Annotated in this window: 14 protein-coding genes; 8 read left to right on the top strand and 6 right to left on the bottom strand. The window is 67.6% G+C overall.

The features are described 5' to 3' along the window. The first annotated feature begins 455 nt into the window (after positions 1 to 455). Complete coding sequence (locus BCO18175_RS16840) at positions 456 to 2075, top strand: methyl-accepting chemotaxis protein (RefSeq protein WP_174982600.1); 1620 nt, start codon at positions 456 to 458, stop codon at positions 2073 to 2075. 643 nt (positions 2076 to 2718) lie between these two features. Next, a complete protein-coding gene (otsA, locus tag BCO18175_RS16835) occupies positions 2719 to 4125 on the top strand; it encodes an alpha,alpha-trehalose-phosphate synthase (UDP-forming) (protein WP_174915568.1) in 1407 nt (468 codons plus the stop codon). A 5-nt stretch (positions 4126 to 4130) separates the two neighbouring features. On the opposite strand, the gene BCO18175_RS16830 is transcribed toward otsA, so the two are convergent. Both BCO18175_RS16830 and ftsH read right to left on the bottom strand, forming a co-directional pair. Beyond that, on the bottom strand, positions 4131 to 4598 hold the full coding sequence (locus tag BCO18175_RS16830) for an OsmC family protein (RefSeq protein WP_174970090.1): 468 nt from the start codon (positions 4596 to 4598) through the stop codon (positions 4131 to 4133). A 122-nt stretch (positions 4599 to 4720) separates the two neighbouring features. Beyond that, the gene (ftsH, locus tag BCO18175_RS16825; protein WP_174982598.1) at positions 4721 to 6703 is read right to left on the bottom strand and encodes an ATP-dependent zinc metalloprotease FtsH; all 1983 of its coding nucleotides are present in this window, start codon (positions 6701 to 6703) and stop codon (positions 4721 to 4723) included. Between the two features lie 480 nt (positions 6704 to 7183). On the opposite strand from ftsH, the gene BCO18175_RS16820 reads away from it, so the two are divergent. Then, the gene (locus tag BCO18175_RS16820) at positions 7184 to 8848 is read left to right on the top strand and encodes an acid phosphatase (RefSeq protein WP_174982596.1); all 1665 of its coding nucleotides are present in this window, start codon (positions 7184 to 7186) and stop codon (positions 8846 to 8848) included. A gap of 101 nt (positions 8849 to 8949) precedes the next feature. Here BCO18175_RS16820 and BCO18175_RS16815 read toward each other — a convergent pair whose 3' ends face one another. Both BCO18175_RS16815 and BCO18175_RS16810 read right to left on the bottom strand, forming a co-directional pair. Continuing rightward, positions 8950 to 10446 carry an FAD-dependent oxidoreductase gene (locus BCO18175_RS16815; RefSeq protein ID WP_174982594.1) on the bottom strand — a complete coding sequence of 499 codons (1497 nt, stop codon included), beginning with the start codon at positions 10444 to 10446 and terminating at the stop codon, positions 8950 to 8952. A gap of 252 nt (positions 10447 to 10698) precedes the next feature. Beyond that, positions 10699 to 10908, bottom strand: coding sequence for a hypothetical protein (locus BCO18175_RS16810; protein ID WP_174970086.1), 210 nt, complete (start codon positions 10906 to 10908; stop codon positions 10699 to 10701). A gap of 461 nt (positions 10909 to 11369) precedes the next feature. On the opposite strand from BCO18175_RS16810, the gene BCO18175_RS16805 reads away from it, so the two are divergent. Genes BCO18175_RS16805 through BCO18175_RS16785 form a run of 5 tightly spaced genes read left to right on the top strand, consistent with a single transcriptional unit; the run spans position 11370 to position 15287 of the window. Continuing rightward, entirely contained in the window at positions 11370 to 11786 is a 417-nt protein-coding gene (locus BCO18175_RS16805; protein ID WP_174982592.1) for a nuclear transport factor 2 family protein, read from the top strand. A gap of 3 nt (positions 11787 to 11789) precedes the next feature. Continuing rightward, positions 11790 to 12647: an SDR family NAD(P)-dependent oxidoreductase gene (locus BCO18175_RS16800; protein WP_174982590.1), complete on the top strand. Its 858-nt coding sequence runs from the start codon at positions 11790 to 11792 to the stop codon at positions 12645 to 12647. A 40-nt stretch (positions 12648 to 12687) separates the two neighbouring features. Next, the gene (locus BCO18175_RS16795; protein ID WP_174982588.1) at positions 12688 to 13446 is read left to right on the top strand and encodes an SDR family oxidoreductase; all 759 of its coding nucleotides are present in this window, start codon (positions 12688 to 12690) and stop codon (positions 13444 to 13446) included. 40 nt (positions 13447 to 13486) lie between these two features. Next, a complete protein-coding gene (locus tag BCO18175_RS16790; protein WP_217483918.1) occupies positions 13487 to 14320 on the top strand; it encodes an SDR family NAD(P)-dependent oxidoreductase in 834 nt (277 codons plus the stop codon). A 58-nt stretch (positions 14321 to 14378) separates the two neighbouring features. Further along, complete coding sequence (locus BCO18175_RS16785) at positions 14379 to 15287, top strand: NAD-dependent epimerase/dehydratase family protein (protein WP_174982584.1); 909 nt, start codon at positions 14379 to 14381, stop codon at positions 15285 to 15287. A gap of 97 nt (positions 15288 to 15384) precedes the next feature. Here the strand turns inward: BCO18175_RS16785 and BCO18175_RS16780 are convergent, their stop codons facing one another. Together BCO18175_RS16780 and BCO18175_RS16775 are read right to left on the bottom strand one after the other, a co-directional pair. Further along, positions 15385 to 17250: a phosphoenolpyruvate carboxykinase (GTP) gene (locus tag BCO18175_RS16780; RefSeq protein WP_174982582.1), complete on the bottom strand. Its 1866-nt coding sequence runs from the start codon at positions 17248 to 17250 to the stop codon at positions 15385 to 15387. Between the two features lie 525 nt (positions 17251 to 17775). After that, on the bottom strand, positions 17776 to 18552 hold the full coding sequence (locus BCO18175_RS16775; RefSeq protein WP_174982580.1) for an SDR family NAD(P)-dependent oxidoreductase: 777 nt from the start codon (positions 18550 to 18552) through the stop codon (positions 17776 to 17778). Positions 18553 to 18612 lie beyond the last annotated feature (60 nt).

The raw sequence follows: 18612 nt of genomic DNA, 5'->3' as shown, positions 1-18612 counted from the left end.
TCCGCGGCGCCCGCCGCGGGCCGCTTTCCGGCGCCTCTTTCCGCCGCGATTTTCCGTTAATCGGTTATCACCGCCAATTGCGCGGCACACGCCGACAACGCGTATCGGTTCCCTCCCCAATTAGGCCGAAACGAAATTCCCTTATTTACCCATAAATCGAAACAAATTCATCAGACAATTATTATCAAAAAGCCTGTTTTTGTTTCACCCAAGAAAACCGGTTTCAAATTCCACGTATAAACCTTTGAATCACGGGCGCTCCGCCGAATCTTGATCAAAATCAGGAACGCCCACCTGGCAACGATTCCAGCGCTAAAAAAACTAATATCAGGGTTTTCGAAGGGTAAAGAATCATCCCGTATACCCGTTAATGCCGGCACGAGCCCGTATCTGGTCGAACAATAAATTCAATTCGTCAACCACACGCACAGAGGCACACTGTGAAAATCGCCAGAATGAGCATCAAGACCAAACTCCTTGGCGGCTTCGGCCTGCTCGCCGCGGTCGTCGTGATCGTGTCGGGCATGGCACTCAAGGCGCTATCCGATACGAACGCCGAATTTTCCCGCTACATGAACGGCGTCAGCGCGCGGGCCAACCTGTCCGCGCAGATCCGTACGGCAGTCGACCGGCGCGCGATCGCCGCGCGCAACCTCGTGCTCGTGACCAAACCGTCCGACCTCGAGCTCGAACTGGCCGAAGTGAACCAGGCGCACAAGGACGTGCAGGAACGTCTCGCGAAGCTCAAGGACATGATGGCGAACGCGACCGACACCTCCGATCGCGCGCGCGAACTGGTGGCCGACATCGTGCGCATCGAAGGCAACTACGGGCCCGTCGCGCTGCGCATCGTCGGGCTCGCGCAGGCCGGCAAGAAAGACGAGGCGACCGCCGACATCGACGACAACTGCCGCCCGCTGCTCGCGCAGCTGGTGCGCGCGACCGACGCCTACGCAACCTACACGCATGAACGCGAACTCGCGATCGCGCAGCAATTCGCCGATCGCTATGCGATGGAGCGCAACCTGCTGGCCGGCATCTGCCTGGTCGCCGTCGCGGTCGCGGTCTGCGGCGGCCTGTGGCTGACGCGCAAGATCACGGTGCCGATCGGCTCGGCCGTGGACGTCGCGCGCACGGTCGCGAACGGCGATCTCGGCAGCCGCATCGACGTGAGCGGCAACGACGAGACGCGCGATCTGCTCGACGCGCTGCGGACGATGAACGAGCGGTTGATCGGCATCGTCGGCCGCGTGCGCGATTCGTCGAACAGCATCGCGCATGCGGTGGGCGAGATCGCGTCGGGCAACCTCGACCTGAGCCAGCGCACCGAGGAACAAGCCGCATCGCTGCAGGAAACCGCCGCGACGATGGAGGAATTCACGTCGACGGTGCGGCTGAATGCCGAGAACGCGCAACAGGCGAGCACGCTCGCCGCGAACGCATCGGATGTCGCGCATCGCGGCAGCTCGGTGGTCGGCCGCGTGGTCGACACGATGACGGAGATCGGCCACAGCTCGTCGAAGATCGCCGACATCACCGGCATCATCGAAGGCATCGCGTTCCAGACCAACATCCTTGCGCTGAACGCGGCCGTCGAAGCCGCGCGTGCGGGCGAACAGGGCCGCGGTTTCGCGGTCGTCGCGAGCGAGGTGCGCAGTCTCGCGCAGCGTTCGTCGACGGCTGCGAAGGAGATCAAGGAACTGATCTCCGCGTCGGTGCAGACGATCCGCGACGGCTCGGCACTCGCCGGCGAGGCCGGCAAGACGATGTCGGACGTCACGCAGGCCGTTGCGCGCGTGACGGACATCATGGGCGAGATCGCGGCCGCATCGGCCGAGCAGAGCCGCGGCATCGACCAGGTGAACCTGACGATCACGCAGATGGACGAGACGACGCAGCAGAACGCCGCGCTCGTCGAGCAGGCCGCGGCCGCATCGAAGTCGCTCGAGGCGCAAGGCCGCGAGCTGTCCGAAACGGTTGCCGCGTTCCGGATGCCGTCCGGTTCGCACCTGACGTCGCCGAACGCGCACGCGCAAGCACCCGCCGCACATCACTGGCAACCGGCCACCGCGTAACGGATACCGCAAGGAGACGACGATGCGCACATGGTTCCGCCGCCCCGCCTGCGTCACGCTTGCGCGCACCGCGCGAAGCGCGGCCGCACGCGGCACGCGGCACGCGGTGCGGCCGTGCATCGTCGCCGTCCGGCGCGGCCGGTTCGCACGCGCGACGTCGCGCTTCGCCGATTCGCGCCGCACGCTCGCGGCACGCGTACATGTAGCTCGCACATCGGCATCGCTGCATCGTCGCCGGTCGTTTCTACCGACCGGCACGACATCGTGCGTGTGTCCGGAAAGGCGCATTGTCACGACCGATCTCGCGCGATGCGTTCTCCTCCTCCGCATCGCATGACGCATGCTGCGTTTGCAGCGTGGCGCAAGTTTCGATCCCGCGTGTGTCTCTCGCGTTGCCACACCGGCGACATGGAGATCGCGCTGCATTCGCACGCGCATCGCTTGCCGATGCAGACTTTTAAATCGAACGAATGACGAGTATGCTTAAAAAAGCACTCCCCGTTCGGACGGCGAATCGCGTGCCCTGACTCCCGTCCGATCGTATTGCGGCCCCATCGCTTCGCGCACCGCGTGTCGATGGCGGCGTCTGCTTCTCGCGCCACGGCCGCACGAACCTTTCCCCCAACAATCGTCAGGAGAGCTGGTGAGCCGACTCGTCGTCGTATCCAATCGCATTGCAGATCCCCGTAAAGCCGCGGCCGGCGGGCTCGCCGTCGCCGTAAAAGACAGCCTGCAGGAATCCGGCGGTGTCTGGTTCGGCTGGAGCGGGAGGCTGCGCGGCGGCGACGATCAGCCCACGCATGGCGACGAGGTGCAGATCCAGAACGTCGGCGGCATCCAGCTCGCGACGATCGATCTCGACCCGCAGGATTACGACGCCTACTACCTCGGTTATTCGAACAACGTGCTGTGGCCGGTGTTTCACTACCGGCTCGATCTCGCGCAGTTCGACCGCCGCTTCGCGGACGGCTACCGGCGCGTCAACCAGCTGTTCGCGCGCAAGCTGCGCACGCTGCTGCGGCCCGACGACACCATCTGGGTCCACGACTACCAGTTGATTCCGCTCGCCGCCGAACTGCGCGCGATGGGTTGTACGAATCCGATCGGCTTCTTCCTGCACATCCCGATGCCGCCGCCGCCGATCATGGCCGCGATCCCGGAACACGAATGGCTGATGCGCTCGCTGTTCGCGTACGATCTCGTCGGCTTCCAGACCGAGTCGGATCTGCTCCACTTCGAGCACTATGTCGAAGCGGAAGCCGGTGCCGCGCGACTGCCCGACGGCCGCCTGCGCGCATTCGGCCGCACGCTGTCGGCCGGCGCCTTCCCGATCGGCATCAACGTCGACGAGTTCGAATCGCTCGCACGCGATCGCGACGGCATCGACATGTTCGAGCGGATGCGCGACGAATACTCACGCCGCCAGCTGCTGGTCGGCGTCGACCGGCTCGACTACACGAAGGGGCTGCCGCAGCGCGTGAATGCATTCCGCCAGCTGCTCGAACAGTATCCGGAGAACCGCAACCGCGCGACGCTGATCCAGATCGCCGCGCCGAGCCGCGAGGATCTCGGCGCATACGACGACCTGCGGCGCGAGATGGACAGCCTGTGCGGTGCAATCAACGGCGACTACGGCGAACTCGAATGGATGCCGATGCGCTACATTCACCGCACCGTCGCGCGCAAGCGCTTGCCAGGCCTCTATCGTGCGAGCCGCGTCGCGCTCGTCACGCCGCTGCGCGACGGGATGAACCTCGTCGCGAAAGAGTTTCTGGCCGCGCAGGACGCGGCCGATCCGGGCGTGCTCGTGCTGTCGCGTTTCGCCGGCGCGGCCGAGCAGTTGAAGTCGGCGCTGCTCGTCAATCCGTACGACACGCAAGGCACCGCGCAGGCGATCCAGCGCGCGCTCGCGATGCCGCTCGAAGAACGCCGCCAGCGTCACGCGGCGCTGATGGCGATCGTGCGCAAGACCGACGTGCACTGGTGGCGCACGCGCTTTCTCGACGCACTCGCCGAAGCGGCCGAAATCGCGGCCGCGACCGAATCCTGACGCGCTCACACGCCGGTCGTCTCGCGGTCGAGCACCGCTCCATTCACGTCCTGCACCGTCACCGAGATCGGAATGCCTTCGCGCATGCTCTCGGTCACCACGCAATACGCATCGAACCGGTGAAGCATGCGTGTCGCCGCCGCGAGATCGGCCCACGCCTTGCCGACCGACAGCGTCACGGCCATCGCGCCGACCCGCACCCTCCCCGCGTCGTTCTGTTCCATGTCGACGTCGATATGCGCGGCCACCGGCTGCGGATCGACGCGCTGTTTCTCGAGCGCGAACAGCAGGCTCGCCGCGAGACAGCTGGCGACTGCCGCGGCCAGCAGCCGGACGGGGTTCGGGCCGCGGCCGGCGCCGAGCGGCGGCGGCTCGTCGGTCAGCACCGGCGAAAGATCGGTACCGGCAAACGTGACCTCGAAACTGAAACGCGCGTGCTGCGCGGCATCGACCGATACGTGCGCCTCGCTCATGGCGACTCCGTGACTGAAAAGAGGAAATGGATGGCCGGCGCAGTGCCGCGCCGACGCGCGTGAGTGGCAGCCCGGCGCGACGCGGTCATGGCCGCCCGCCGGCTGCGCGCGAGACCCGGACTTCAGCGCTCGGGTTCGCGTGGCGGCCCGTACGCGACGAAATCGCGCTCGACCGCTGACGCGTGCTCCGTTTCGATCGCGCCGCCGCGTGCGCCGGCTTCGTCGTCCGGCGCCGCCGACGACGCCGTGGCGGACGACGGCTCGACACGCCCGTCGATCAGCGCCTGCAGCGTGTCGCGTTCGAGCACCTCGCGCGCAAGCAACCGCTGCGCGATCCGCTCGAGTGCGTCGCGACGTTCGCCGAGCGTTGCCGCGACGCGCGCATGCGCGTCGGTCAGCAACGTATGCACCTCGTCGTCGATCAGCCGCGCGGTGTGCTCGCTGCAGCGGCCGTCTCCCGCATGCCATACGCCCGGTATGCCGGTACGCGTGTCGCCGTCGTCGAAGGTCACGAGCCCGATCTTCTCGCTCATCCCGTACTGCATGACCATGTGACGCGCCATCGCGGTCGCGCGTTCGAGATCGTTCTGCGCGCCCGTCGACACGTCGCCGAACACGAGCTCTTCGGCCACCCGCCCGCCGAGCAGCGCATCGATCCGGTCGAGCAGTTCGCTCCTGCGCAACACGTAGCGATCCTCGGTCGGCACCTGCTGCGTATAGCCGAGCGCCGCGACGCCGCGCGGAATGATCGACACCTTCTTCACCGGATCGCAATGCGCGCGGCTTTCCGCGACGAGCGCGTGGCCGGCTTCGTGATACGCGATGGTCAGCTTCTCCTGTGCGTTCATCACGCGGCTCTTGCGCTCGAGGCCCGTCAACGCGCGGTCGATCGCCTCGTCGAAGTCGGCCATCCCGATCGCCGGCTTGCCGAGTTCGGCCGCATGCAGCGCGGCCTCGTTGACGACGTTCGCGAGATCCGCACCGACGAAGCCCGGCGTACGCGACGCGAGCTCGCCGAGATCGACGTCGGCCGCGAGCTTCACGCGCTTCACGTGCACGCCGAGGATCTGCCGGCGGCCGTTCACGTCGGGCCGGTCGATCGCGATGTGGCGATCGAAGCGGCCGGGCCGCAACAGTGCGGGATCGAGGATCTCGGGGCGGTTCGTTGCAGCCATGATGATCACGCCGGAGCCGGCCTGGAAGCCGTCCATCTCGACAAGTAGCTGATTGAGCGTCTGCTCGCGTTCGTCGTTGCCCGACATCGGGCCGACGCCGCGTACCTTGCCGAGCGCATCGAGCTCGTCGACGAACACGATGCACGGCGCCTTCTGCTGCGCCTGCTCGAACAGGTCGCGCACGCGCGCCGCGCCGACACCGACGAACATCTCGACGAATGCCGAGCCGCTGATCGAGAAGAACGGCACGGCCGCCTCGCCGGCCACCGCGCGCGCGAGCAGCGTCTTGCCGGTGCCCGGCGCGCCGACCACGAGCACACCCTTCGGGATCTTGCCGCCGAGCCGCTGGTAGCGGTCGGGGTTGCGCAGGAACGCGACGAGCTGCTGCAACTCGGCCTTCGCTTCGTCGATGCCCGCGATATCGTCGAACGTGATGCCGGTTTCCTGCTGCACGTACACGCGCGCGCGGCTCTTGCCCATCCCGGTGAAATCCTGCAGCCCGCCGCGCCTGCGCAGCATCATGTTCCAGATGAACACGAACAGCACGAGCGGCAGCAGCCACGACGCAAGCGATGCGATCCAGCTTGTATCGGGCGCACCGTGATAGCGGATACCGGCGGCGGTCAGTGTGTCGGTCAGGTGCTCGTCGGTCACGCGGTTGGTCGTGAAGCGCCACGGCGCGCCGGCCTGCTGCACGGCCGTGACTTCGGACGCCGGCAGCATCGTGCCGGCCTGCGGCATCTTCAGCGTGCCCGAGATCGACACGGGGCCGACTTCGAGATCATCGACGAGCCGTGCGGCGACGAGCCGGTGGAAATCGCTGTACGCGATCGGCGCCGACGACGGGCGCAGCATCAGCAACTGCGCGGCGAACAGCACGAAGAAGCCCGCCGCGATCAGCAATCCCGGGTAGTCGAATTTCCTGTCCATGGCATCGGGCCGGACGTGCGCGCTACGCTACGCTGCGCGACACGGCGGACGTGTGCGGACACGCGCGCAACCGGCGCGCGCCATCGGCGGCCATGCGGAAGCGGCAGTCAAGCGCGCCATCGTCGCCTCGCTTCATCGCCTCGTTCGTCGCATCAATGGCGCCACGGCGACGCCATCGGCCGGCGCCGCCGGGCAATCCTCGCCCGGGCGGCACGCCGCGACGCGCCGCCCCTGAATCCAGTCTAGCTCGCGCACGGGCGTCGCGCATCGCCCGAGGCGCGACTCGAATCGTCCGACAAACACCTTTCATCTGCCCCCGTTGCCGCGTTATAGTCGCGTTCGTGACATTTTTGTGACAGATGCATCGCGCCTGCCCATACGCAACACGGGCCGTTGCTTTCCGTCCCGCGGCGCGGCAGCCTGTGCAACGCCGCCGCGCATCACGCCCCCGTCCACCCGCCCATTCGAGGAACCCACGACGTGAACGACACCCCCGATCGCCCCGACGACCTTCCCGCCGATCCCGACCGCCGCCGAGTGCTCGGCGGCCTCGCCGCGCTCGGTGCGGGTGTCGCGCTCAGCGGCTGTGAAACCACGGCAGGCAGCGCGCCCCGTTCCGCCGCCGACCTGCGCATCGACGAGGCGTTGCGCCAGCGCGTGCGCCACATCGTCGTGATCTACGCGGAAAACCGCAGCTTCGCGAACCTGTACGGCGATTTCCCGGGCGTGCGCCATCCGCTGAGCGAGGTGCGGCCCGAGCACGCGCAGCAGCTCGATCGCGACGGCAAGACGCCGCTGCCCGTGCTGCCGAAAATCTGGGGCGGGCTCGTGCCGCAGGCGCAGGAAGTGGACGGCAAGCGCTACGCGATCGCCGAGCGCGACATCGACAAGCTGCCGAACGCACCGTTCCTGATTACGGACGCACAGGGCAAGGCGCTGCCGAACGGCGTGATCACGCGCGACCTGTGGCACCGCTTCTACCAGAACCAGATGCAGATCGCGGCAGGCCGCAACAACCAGTTCGCCGCGTGGGCCGACTCGGGCGGCCTCGTGATGGGCCACTATCGCAACTCGGCCGACACGCTGCGGCTGTGGAATCTCGCGCGGCAATACACGCTGTGCGACAACTTCTTCATGGCGGCCTTCGGCGGTTCGTGGATGAACCACATGTTCCTGATCTCCGCGCAGCCGCCGCTGTATCCGGACGCGCACAAGCATCCGCATGCGGCGAAACTGCTGTCGAAGGTCGAAGGCGACGATCCCGCCGGTACGCGCCTGAAACTCGCGCACGATTCGCCCGCGTCCGCGCTCGACGGCCCGCCGAAGTTCGCGGCCGACGGCTCGCTGACGCCGGACGGCTACGGCGTGAACACGATGGCGCCGCCGTACCAGCCGAGCTACGTGCCCCCGCCCGATCCGGGCAACGCCGCGTATGCGGATCCGGCCGACCATCGCGTAATGCCGCCGCAGGGCTATGCGACGATCGGCGATCGCCTGTCGGAAAAGAACGTCGACTGGGCGTGGTACAGCGGCGCATGGCAGTACGCGCTCGAGCATCGCGACACGGGCACCGTGCCCGATTTCCAGTACCACCACCAGCCGTTCAACTATTTCGCGAACTACGCGCCCGGCACCGATGCGCGCAGCAAGCACCTGCGCGACGCGGGGCTCGGCGACGAGCCGTCGACCAACCGTTTCATCGCCGACATCGACGCGGGCCGCCTGCCGGCCGTCACGTTCTACAAGCCGCAGGGCAACCTGAACATGCATGCGGGCTATGCGGACATCGAATCGGGCGACCGCCACATCGCGACCGTGATCGACCACATCCGGCGCGGGCCGCAGTGGGACAACACCGTGATCGTGATGACGCACGACGAGAACGGCGGCTGGTGGGATCACGTCGCGCCGCCGGAAGGCGACCGCTGGGGCCCGGGCTCGCGGATTCCGGCACTCGTGATCTCGCCGTTCGCGAAGAAGGGTTTCGTCGATCACACGCTGTACGACACGAACTCGATCCTGCGCTTCATCAGCCGCGTGCACGGGCTCGCGCCGCTCGACGGCGTGGTCGCGCGCAACAAGGCGTTCGCCGCGCGCGGCGCGACGCCGCCGGGCGATCTCACGAATGCGCTCGACCTCGGCTGACGGCTGATCGGCTTGGCCGATTAGCCACCTGGCGACTTGAAACGACGACGCCCCGGGCAATGCGATTGCCCGGGGCGTCGTTCATTTCCGGCCGGCAAACGCTACGCGGCACTGCGCAGCGCGTCGCACCCCGCCTGCGCGGCGTGACGGCCCGCCTGACGGCCGAAGAACGTCGCATCGGCCAGCGACAGCCCCGAGCTGTACCCGGCGCCCCAGCGCGGCAGCCCGCAGGTCGTGCGGCCGGCCGCATAGAGCCCCGGCACCGGCGCGCGCGCCGCATCGACCACCTGCCCGGTCGGCAGCGTGTCGAGCCCGCCGAGCGTGAAGTGCGGATAGAACGCGTAGTCGATCCGGCAATCGAGCGCGACGAACGGCGGCTCGATCAGCGGTTGCAGCCACTTCTTCGCCTTGTGGAACAGCGGATCGGCGCCTTCGGCCGCATGGCGGTTGTAGACGTCGACGGTCGCCGTCAGCGTGCCGGCCGGCATCTGCAGGTCGCGTTCGACTTCCTCCCACGTTTCGCCAGCCGCCGCGATGCCGATCCGTGCGATCGCCGGCGGCTCCTGATATGTGGCCTGGTCGACCAGCAGGTAGATCCGGTCGTCGGCCTGGTGAAATGCGTGATGCCCCGTGCGGCCGTGATAGCCGTCCTCGTTGATGAAGCGCTGGCCACGCGCGTTCACGAAGATGCCCTTGATCAGCGATTCGGGCGCATAGAACGGCAGGCTGACGAATCCCTGGTCCATGTGAATCGCCGCACCGCCCGCGCCCTGGCCGAGCAGGATGCCCGAGCCGTCGTCGCCGGGGCTGCCGATCGGCTCGTCCGAGCGCAGGAACTGCGGCGCATGCCGGCGCACCATCTCGCGATTCATCGCGAAGCCGCCCGCGCAGAGGATCACCGCGCGGCGCGCCCGCACGAATGCCGTCTCGCCATATGCGCGCAGCACGACGCCGCGCACCGCGCCTCCGTCGTCGACGATCAATGCGAGCGCGCGCGTGTCGTAGCGCGTCGCGACGCCGAGTGCCGCGACGCGTTCGGCCAGCACGCGCATCAGCATCTGTCCGCCACCCCAGCCCGGCCATTGCGGCGTGTGGCCGCGCGGGCACGGTTTCGCGGCCTCGCTGAACGGCCAGGCTTCCTCGCTGCCCGACCAGATCAGGCAATCGTCGGTTTCCGGTTCGACGATCCGCTCGGCGATGAACGTGTTCTTGTACGTGAGGCCTTGCGCGACGAGCCAGTCGTGGTGCGCCAGGCTTTCGTTCGCGTACAGGCGCACTTTCGCGTCGTCGGCGTCGCGGCCGCCGGCCAGCATCAGGTAGCGGTACAGATCCTCGGTGTCGTCGGTAAAGCCGGCCTGCCGCTGCGCGGGCGTGCCGCCGCTGCCGCCGAGGTAGATCTCGCCGCCCGACAGCGCGCTCGTGCCGCCGTAGCTCGACGCGCGCTCGACGATCAGCGTGTCGGCGCCGGCGCTCGCGGCTTCGATCGCCGCGCAGGCGCCGGCCGCGCCGAAGCCGACGATCACGACATCGTGTTCGGCATCCCAGCGATGCACGTCGCGGGTATTCAAGGGGTGAGTCAGGGAATAGTCGGATGACATGAGGAATAGGTCAGCGTGGTGGAAATCCGCGGAAAGTGGTGATTGCGGTGAATGCCAGGCAGGCGGCCCGACACGGCCGTCGCCGCGGTGCCCCGTTACCTGGACGGGCGTGTGACGGTGCGCGTGCAACGCGCACGCTATCTCATTCCCGGTTGAAGCCGAACCGCGTGATGCGGGATCGGCGCGCGACGATTGCGCCGTGGTCGGAGTCGCCACGGCTTCCGCCCGGTGCGGCGCGCGGCCGCGCCGGCGTCACATGCCGCGCATCGCGGCGAAACCGAAGTGCGACGGATCGATCGGCACGCAACCGGTCGGCAGGCCGTTCACGTCGACCGAGCGGCATTGCAGGATGCCGGCCGCGTACGGCGGCGACGGGACCTGATCGGCGCCGTATCGCGCCATCGCCATGGCAGCGAACGTGCCCATCGCCAGTACGCACAGCTTGCGAGTCGTCAGTCTCATGATCGTCGTCTCCTCCGGTTGTCCGCTGGTGCGGTTCGTGTCCGGCGTGCATCGCATGCGGCACCGGATGACTGCACGGTAGCCAGCGCCCGGCCGTCGGCCATCGTCCGTTTCGACTAGGGGCAAACGCTGAGCGGACGATGCGCGACCTGCCGCATCGCAACATCGCGCGCCGCGGCTTCGCATACATGAAGGAAACGCGACGCGTCGCGCGCCTCTCGCAGCCGGCCGCACGAATCGTCAGACGCATGTCGCGCACCGGTCGCTGCGCCGCACCATCGATACACCCTCGCGTGACACGCGGCGGCCTGCCCCGGTGTTTTCCCCGACCCTCGCCCTGCTCCGTATGGATGATGAATCCCGGCCTGCCCGGTGCGAACCTGCGCGTCGACGTCGCAATGCCGCCGCGTCGGCCCGCCTCACGCGGCCGACGCGTTCCGTTCTTCCACGGGAGCCCACGCATGACCGATTCCAATCCCCACCACGCGCTGTACGAACTTGCGTGCCGCTACGCGCAAGCCGTCGACCGGCGCGACTGGCCACGACTCACTGGCCTTTTCACCTCCGATGCAACCCTGGCCGGCCCCGGCTTCCGCTTCGACGACCGCGACGCGATCGTCGCGGGCATGCGCGTGATCGAGCGCTACGAAGCGACCCAGCATCACGTGCACAACCAGCTCGTGACGCTCGATGGCGGCGAGGCCGACGTCGAGACCTATGGCGTCGCATGCCACGTCTACGTACGCGACGGCGTGAAGCGCAAGCTCGACTGGGGGCTGCGCTATCGCGACCGCTGCGTGTTCGACGGCGGCACGTGGCGCTTCGCCGCGCGCACGCTGCATGTCGACTGGGCGCAAGACCTGCCGCTGGAGGGCTGAACGATGCACACCTCTGCTCCCCTCGACGGCCGCACCGCGCTCGTGACGGGCGGCGCCGGCGGCATCGGCGCGGCCTGCGCGCACGCGCTCGTCGCCGACGGCGCGGCCGTCGTGCTGATGGGCCGCCGCCGCGATGCGCTCGAACGCACGCAGCAGCAACTGACCGACGCCGTGCCCGGCAGCCGCGTCGCGATCCATGCTGGCGACGCCTGCGACGAAGCCGACCTGCAGGCCGCACTCGACTGCGCATGGGCCATCGACCATCGCCTCGACATCGTCGTGCCGACGGTCGGCGGTGCGGGCTTCCGGCCGCTGCTGCTGCACGACGCCGACACTTTCCGCGCGGAAATCGACCTGAACCTGCACAGCGCGTTCGCCGCGATCCGTCATGCGGCACCGCGGCTCGCCGACAGCGGCGGCGGCGCGATCGTCTGCATCTCGTCGACGGCCGCACAGATCAACTTCCGCTGGCTGTCCGCGTACTGCACCGCGAAGGCCGCGCTCGAAGCGCTCGTGCGCGGCGCGGCCGAGGAACTGGCCGGCGCGAAGATCCGCGTGAACGCGGTGCGCCCGGGCCTCACGCGCTCCGAAGCCACCGCGCCGATGTTCGACAACCGCGCGCTCGTCGACAGCTTTCTCGAGCAGATCCCGCTCGGCACGCTCGGCGAACCGGAAGCGATCGCGCATGCGGTGCGCTATCTCGCCGGCCCCGAGTCGGGCTGGGTGACGGGCCAAAGCTTCGCCGTCGACGGCGGCCATGAGCTGCGTACCAACCCGCGCGTCGACGACACGATCGCGCAGATCTACGGCACGGCCGCGCTCGACGCGATCAAGGCCGGCCGCGCGCCGGGCGCCGCATGAGCGCCCGCCTTCTTTCAACATCAAAGGAATCCGACCGACCATGAATCGAGTCGCAAACAAGGTCGCGCTGGTCACCGGCGCGGCAAGCGGCGTCGGCCGCGCGGATGCGCTGCTGCTCGCCGCCGAAGGCGCGCGTGTCGTGCTCACCGACATCGACGAAAACGCAGGCCGTGCGCTCGCACGCGAAATCGGCGACGCGGCATTGTTCGTCCGCCACGACATCGCCGACGAGGACGGCTGGCGGCACGCGATCGCATCGACGCTCGATCGCTTCGGCCGCCTCGACGTGCTCGTCAACAACGCGGCGATCTGCCCGGTCGGCTCGATCGAGGACACGAGCCTCGACACATGGCGGCGCGTGATGCGCACCAATGCCGATGGTTATTTCCTCGGCTGCAAATACGCGATCGGCGCGATGAAGGGCAACGACACGCCGGGCTCGATCGTGATGATGTCGTCGGTCGCCGCGCTCGGCGGACTGCCGATGATGTGCGCATACACGGGGTCGAAAGGCGCGGTGACGGCGCTCGCGCGCAGCGTCGCCGTGCACTGCAAGCGCAGCGGCTACCGGATCCGCTGCAACTCGATCCATCCGGACGGGATCTGGACGCCGATGACGCAGGCGCTGATGCCCGATCTCGACCCGGCCGCACTCGGCATCGGCAGCGATCCGATGGCACGCATGTGCGACCCGCAGGACGTCGCGAATCTCGTGCTGTTCCTCGCGTCCGACGAATCGCGTTTCGTGAACGGTGCGGAACTGCGGATCGACAACGCGCAACTGGTGTCGTCGCTGTGACGCGGCCCACTGCTTTCCCGTACAGAGGAGTCCATCGATGATTTCATTCACCGGCAAGACCGTGCTGGTCACCGGCGGCGGCGCAGGCATCGGCCGTGCGTGCGCGGAAGCGTTCGGCGCGGCCGGCGCGCGCGTCGCAGTGGCCGAGATCGACCCGGCCCGCGCGCAGGACGTGCGCCAGGCGCTCGAAGCGGCGGGCGTGGAGACGCTCGTCGGCACCGTGGACGTCACGCGCCGCGACGAGGTCAATGCGTTCGCGCGAACCGTCGACGCGCGCTTCGGCGGCCTTGACGTGCTCGTCAACAATGTGGGCGATTTCCTGCAGATCGCAAAACCGTTCGACGACTGCACCGACGACGACATCGCACGGCTGTTCGACGTGAACCTGCGCCAGGTCTTCATCGTCACGCGCGCGATGCTGCCGTTGCTGCGCAAGCGCGGCGCGGGTAGCAGCATCGTCGGCGTGTCGTCGATCGAAGGCTTTCGCGCGATTCCGAACTGCACCGTGTACGCGTCGTTCAAGGCCGCGCTGACCGGTTTCACGAAGAGCCTTTCCCTCGAACTCGGGCCGGCCGGCATTCGTGTGAACCAGATCGCCCCCGAAACCACCGAGACGCCGCAGGTGCCCGTCAGCGCGATGGTCGCGGCCGAGCATCGCGACCACATCCCGCGCTGGATCCCGCTCGGGCGCTTCGGCGCGGCCGGCGATATCGCGGGCGCCGCGCTGTTCCTCGCAAGCCCGCTCGCCGCGTGGGTCACGGGCACGACGCTGCATGTCGACGGTGGCGCGCTCGCGGCGGCCGGCTGGTATCGCGACCCGAACGGTTTCTGGACCAACATGCCCGTCGTCACGGGCAACGGCTTCAATTTCTGAGCGGCATCGCTCGCCTGTTCCTTTCACGCGGCGCGGTTGCGCCGCTACCGGAGACTCCATGAAGATCCTGATCGTCGGCGGCACCGGCCTCATCGGCGGCCATGCCGCGCTGCACCTGCACGCGCAGGGCAACCACGTCACGCTCGCCGCGCGCAAGCCGCCCGCACCCGGCAGCGCGCTCGCGCAGTTCGACGTGCTGCTGCGCGACTACGTAGCCGGCAACTTCACGCGTGACGATCTCGCGCCGTTCGACGCGGTGGTATTCGCGGCCGGCAACGACATCCGTCACCTGCCGCCCGGCACCGACGAAGCCGCGCACTGGGAACGCGCGAACGTCGACGCGGTGCCGCGCTTCTTCGCGCTCGCGCGCGACGCGGGCGTGAAGCGCGCGGTGCTGGTCGGCAGCTTCTATCCGCAAGTCGCGCCGGCGCTGGTCGATACGGTGCCGTACGTGCGCTCGCGCCATCTCGCCGACGAGCGCGTGCGTGCGCTCGCAACGCCGTCGTTCGCCGTGTGCAGCGTCAATGCCCCGTTCGTTGTCGGGTCGGTACCGGGGCTGCGCAACGAGATGTTCGCTGCCTACACGGGCTATGCGCAGGGCCAGTTCGCGGGGCTGCCCGTGTTCGGGCCCGCCGGCGGCAGCAACTTCATCTCGACGCAATCGCTGTCGGAATCGATCTGGGGGGCGCTGCAGCGCGGCGAAGCGGGCAAGGCCTACCTCGTCGGCGACGAGAATCTCAGCTTCGCCGACTACTTCGCGGCCTTCTTCCGCGCGGCCGGCAATCCGCGGGACGTGCCGTCGCTCGACCAGGAGCACCCGCTGCTGCCCGACATGGCGATCTACACGGGGCGCGGCAACGTCGTGTCGTACGAGCCCGATCCGGCCGACAGCGCGCTGCTGCGCTACCGGCGCGGCGACGTGCAGCGCGCGGTGAACGAAGTCGTCGCGCATTGCCTGGCGCAATAAGCGAACGGCGCGTGCCTGGCGCGGATGCAAAAACGTCCCGCCGCCGGCGATGAATGCCGGCGGCGGGACGTCATGACGACTATGCGGAGGCGGACCGTCAGGCGCCGATGCGCTGCTCGATCTTCTTCATCGTGTCGGTCATTTCGGCCGGCAGGCGCAGCTTCAGCGTATCGAACAGCGCCGCATGCAGCTTCAGCTCCTCACGCCATTCGTCGGCGTTCATCGACGTCACCGCATCGAACTGCTCGCGCGTGAAATCGAGGCCGTCCCAGTGCAGGTCTTCATACGCGGGCGACACGCCGAACGCATGCTCGCCACCACCACCCGTGCCTTCGAGACGGTCGAGCATCCACTTCAACACGCGCATGTTCTCGCCGAAGCCCGGCCACACGAACTTGCCGTTCGCATCCTTGCGGAACCAGTTCACGCAGTAGATCTTCGGCAGCTTTGCGCCCGCGTCTTCGAGCTGCTTGCCGAGTTTGAGCCAGTGCGCGAAATAATCGCTGACGTTGTAGCCGCAGAACGGCAGCATCGCGAACGGGTCGCGGCGCACGATGCCCTGCTGGCCGACTGCCGCGGCAGTCGTCTCCGAACCCATCGTCGCGGCCATGTACACGCCTTCGACCCAGTCGCGCGCTTCGGTCACCAGCGGCACGGTCGTCGAACGGCGGCCGCCGAAGATGAACGCGTCGATCGGCACGCCGGCCGGATTCTCCCAGTCGCCGTCGATCGACGGGCACTGCGCGGCCGGCGCCGTGAAACGCGAATTCGGATGCGCGGCCTTGCGGCCCGTTTCCTTACCGATCTCCGGCGTCCACGGGTTGCCTTGCCAGTCGGTCAACTTCGCGGGCGGCGTGTCGGTCAGCCCTTCCCACCACACGTCGCCGTCTTCCGTCAGCGCGACGTTCGTGAAGATCACGTTTTCGGTGAGCGTCGAAATCGCGTTCGGGTTGGTCTTCACGCCGGTGCCCGGTGCGACGCCGAAGAAGCCGGCCTCCGGGTTGATCGCATACAGTCGGCCATCACGGCCCGGCTTCAGCCACGCGATATCGTCGCCGATCGTCGTGACCTTCCAGCCATTGAAGCCCTGCGGCGGAATCAGCATCGCGAAGTTGGTCTTGCCGCACGCGGACGGGAACGCAGCCGCGACGTGATACTTCTTGCCCGCCGGCGACGTCACGCCGAGGATCAGCATGTGCTCGGCGAGCCAGCCCTGGTCGCGGCCCATCGTCGATGCGATACGCAGCGCGAAACACTTCTTGCCGAGCAGCGCGTTGCCGCCGTAGCCCGAGCCGAAGCTCCAGATCTCGCGGGTTTCGGGGAAATGCACGATGTACTTGACCGGGTTGCACGGCCACGGCACATCCTGCTGGCCGGCTTCGAGCGGATGGCCGACGCTGTGCACGCACGGCACGAATTCGCCGTCCTCGCCGAGCACGTCGTACACCTCGCGGCCCATGCGCGTCATGATCCGCATGTTCACGGCGACGTACGGGCTGTCGGACAGTTCGACGCCGACGTGCGCGATCGGCGAGCCGAGCGGGCCCATCGAAAACGGCACGACGTACAGCGTGCGGCCGCGCATCGAGCCGCGGAACAGGCCGTTGAGCGTGTCGCGCATTTCGGCGGGCTCGACCCAGTGGTTGGTCGGGCCGACGTCGTCGCGCGATGCCGCGCAGATGAACGTGCGATCCTCGACGCGCGCCACGTCGGACGGATCGGATTGCGCGAGATACGAATTCGGGCGCTTCGCCGGGTTCAGGCGCGTGAGCGTGCCCTGGTCGACCATCGCCTGGCACAGCGCATCGTTTTCTTCCTGCGAACCGTCACACCACACGACGCGTTCGGGCTCCGTGAGCGCCGCGATGCGCGACACCCAGTCGATCAGCTTGCGATGTTTGACGAAAGCCGGCGGAGCGATCAGCGGGCCGTGTGTTGCTTCGGCCAGATTGTTTTGCGACATGAGGATGTCTCCAGATTATTGGGCGGGGATGGGGGTTGCGGGGCGAGCCCGCGAGATGGGGTATGCGATTGGAGCGCAGGGTGCGGCGGCGCGCAGGACGGGACGCGCGAGCGGAGCGCGCGTCGATGCCGCGATGCGAGCGAGAGAAGGTGATGTCTCTTTAGTAGGTGCGAACGCGAGTTTCGCCATACAAGCAACCTGCCGTACAACTCCATGACGGCCAGCATACCATCGCCGTTATTCGGCAAACGTTGCGTTGCAACAAGAAACAACTATGTCGGCGAGCCGGCACGCCGGTTGCCGGTGCGTTCTTTTTACAGCGCCATTGCGTGCGCTTTGGGGACGAAACGGCCAGGACGGCCGTCCAGCAAGGGTTTCGCGGGAGCGGAAAATTCGGCGTGCTGCTCCCGCGTGAGGCCAACGCAAACGCGGGCCGTGCGAATTCACGTTTTCGCTACTCAGGCAAACCCTGAATTAGGTTGCGTACACAAACATCTGACGTGAGCGTGTAGCAAGCACCCCTGCTCAAAACGGCGCGCCAGGCAATCCGGGGTAATACGCGCCTGCCGCCATCCCGCCGTCGACGGCCAGCTCGGCACCGTTGCAGTACGACGCTTCGTCGCTCGCGAGGAACAGCGTCGCGCGTGCGATTTCGTCCGGCAGGCCGACGCGTTGCAGCGGCACGTTCGCATAGTGCTTGTTGATTTCCTCGAGCGGCGCGCCGGTCGGGTTCGACATCGCGGTGTTCACGCCGCCCGGATGGATCGAATTCACGCGCACGCCCTGATGGCCGAGTTCGAGCGCCGCGACCTTCGTCAGCCCGCGCACGCCCCACTTGCTCGACACGTACGCGGCCAGCACATTCACGCCGCGCAACCCGTCCACCGACGAGATGTTGACGATCGACCCGCTCTTCTGCGCGATCATGTGCGGCGCGATCGTCCGGATTCCGACGAACGTCCCGACGAGGTTGATCGACACCGCGCGCTCGAAATCACGTTTCGACAGCTCGGTGATGCCGCCGAACGTCAGCACGGCCGCATTGTTGACCAGCACGTCGATACGGCCGAACTGCTCCATCGTCGCTTCGGTCACGCGCACCCAGCTCGCTTCGTCGGCGACGTCGAGTCGCATGAAGCGCGCCGAGTCGCCGAGTTCGCGCGCGAGCGTTTCGCCTTCCACGTCGAGCACGTCGCCGATCACGACGCTCGCACCCTCCGCGACGAACAACCGGCACGTCGCCGCGCCCATGCCACGCGCACCGCCCGTGACGATCGCTACCTTTCCTTCCAGTCGACCCATGTCGTCCTCTCTTCGATTCCGGTTTTCCGGCCGTCACACCGCGCCCACGCGCGTGTTTGC

This window comes from Burkholderia lata, from assembly GCF_902499335.1.
Taxonomy (GTDB): Bacteria; Pseudomonadota; Gammaproteobacteria; order Burkholderiales; family Burkholderiaceae; genus Burkholderia; species Burkholderia lata_B.
The sequence above is the reverse complement of the archived record's forward strand: the minus strand, read 5'-3'. Positions and strand labels throughout refer to the sequence as shown.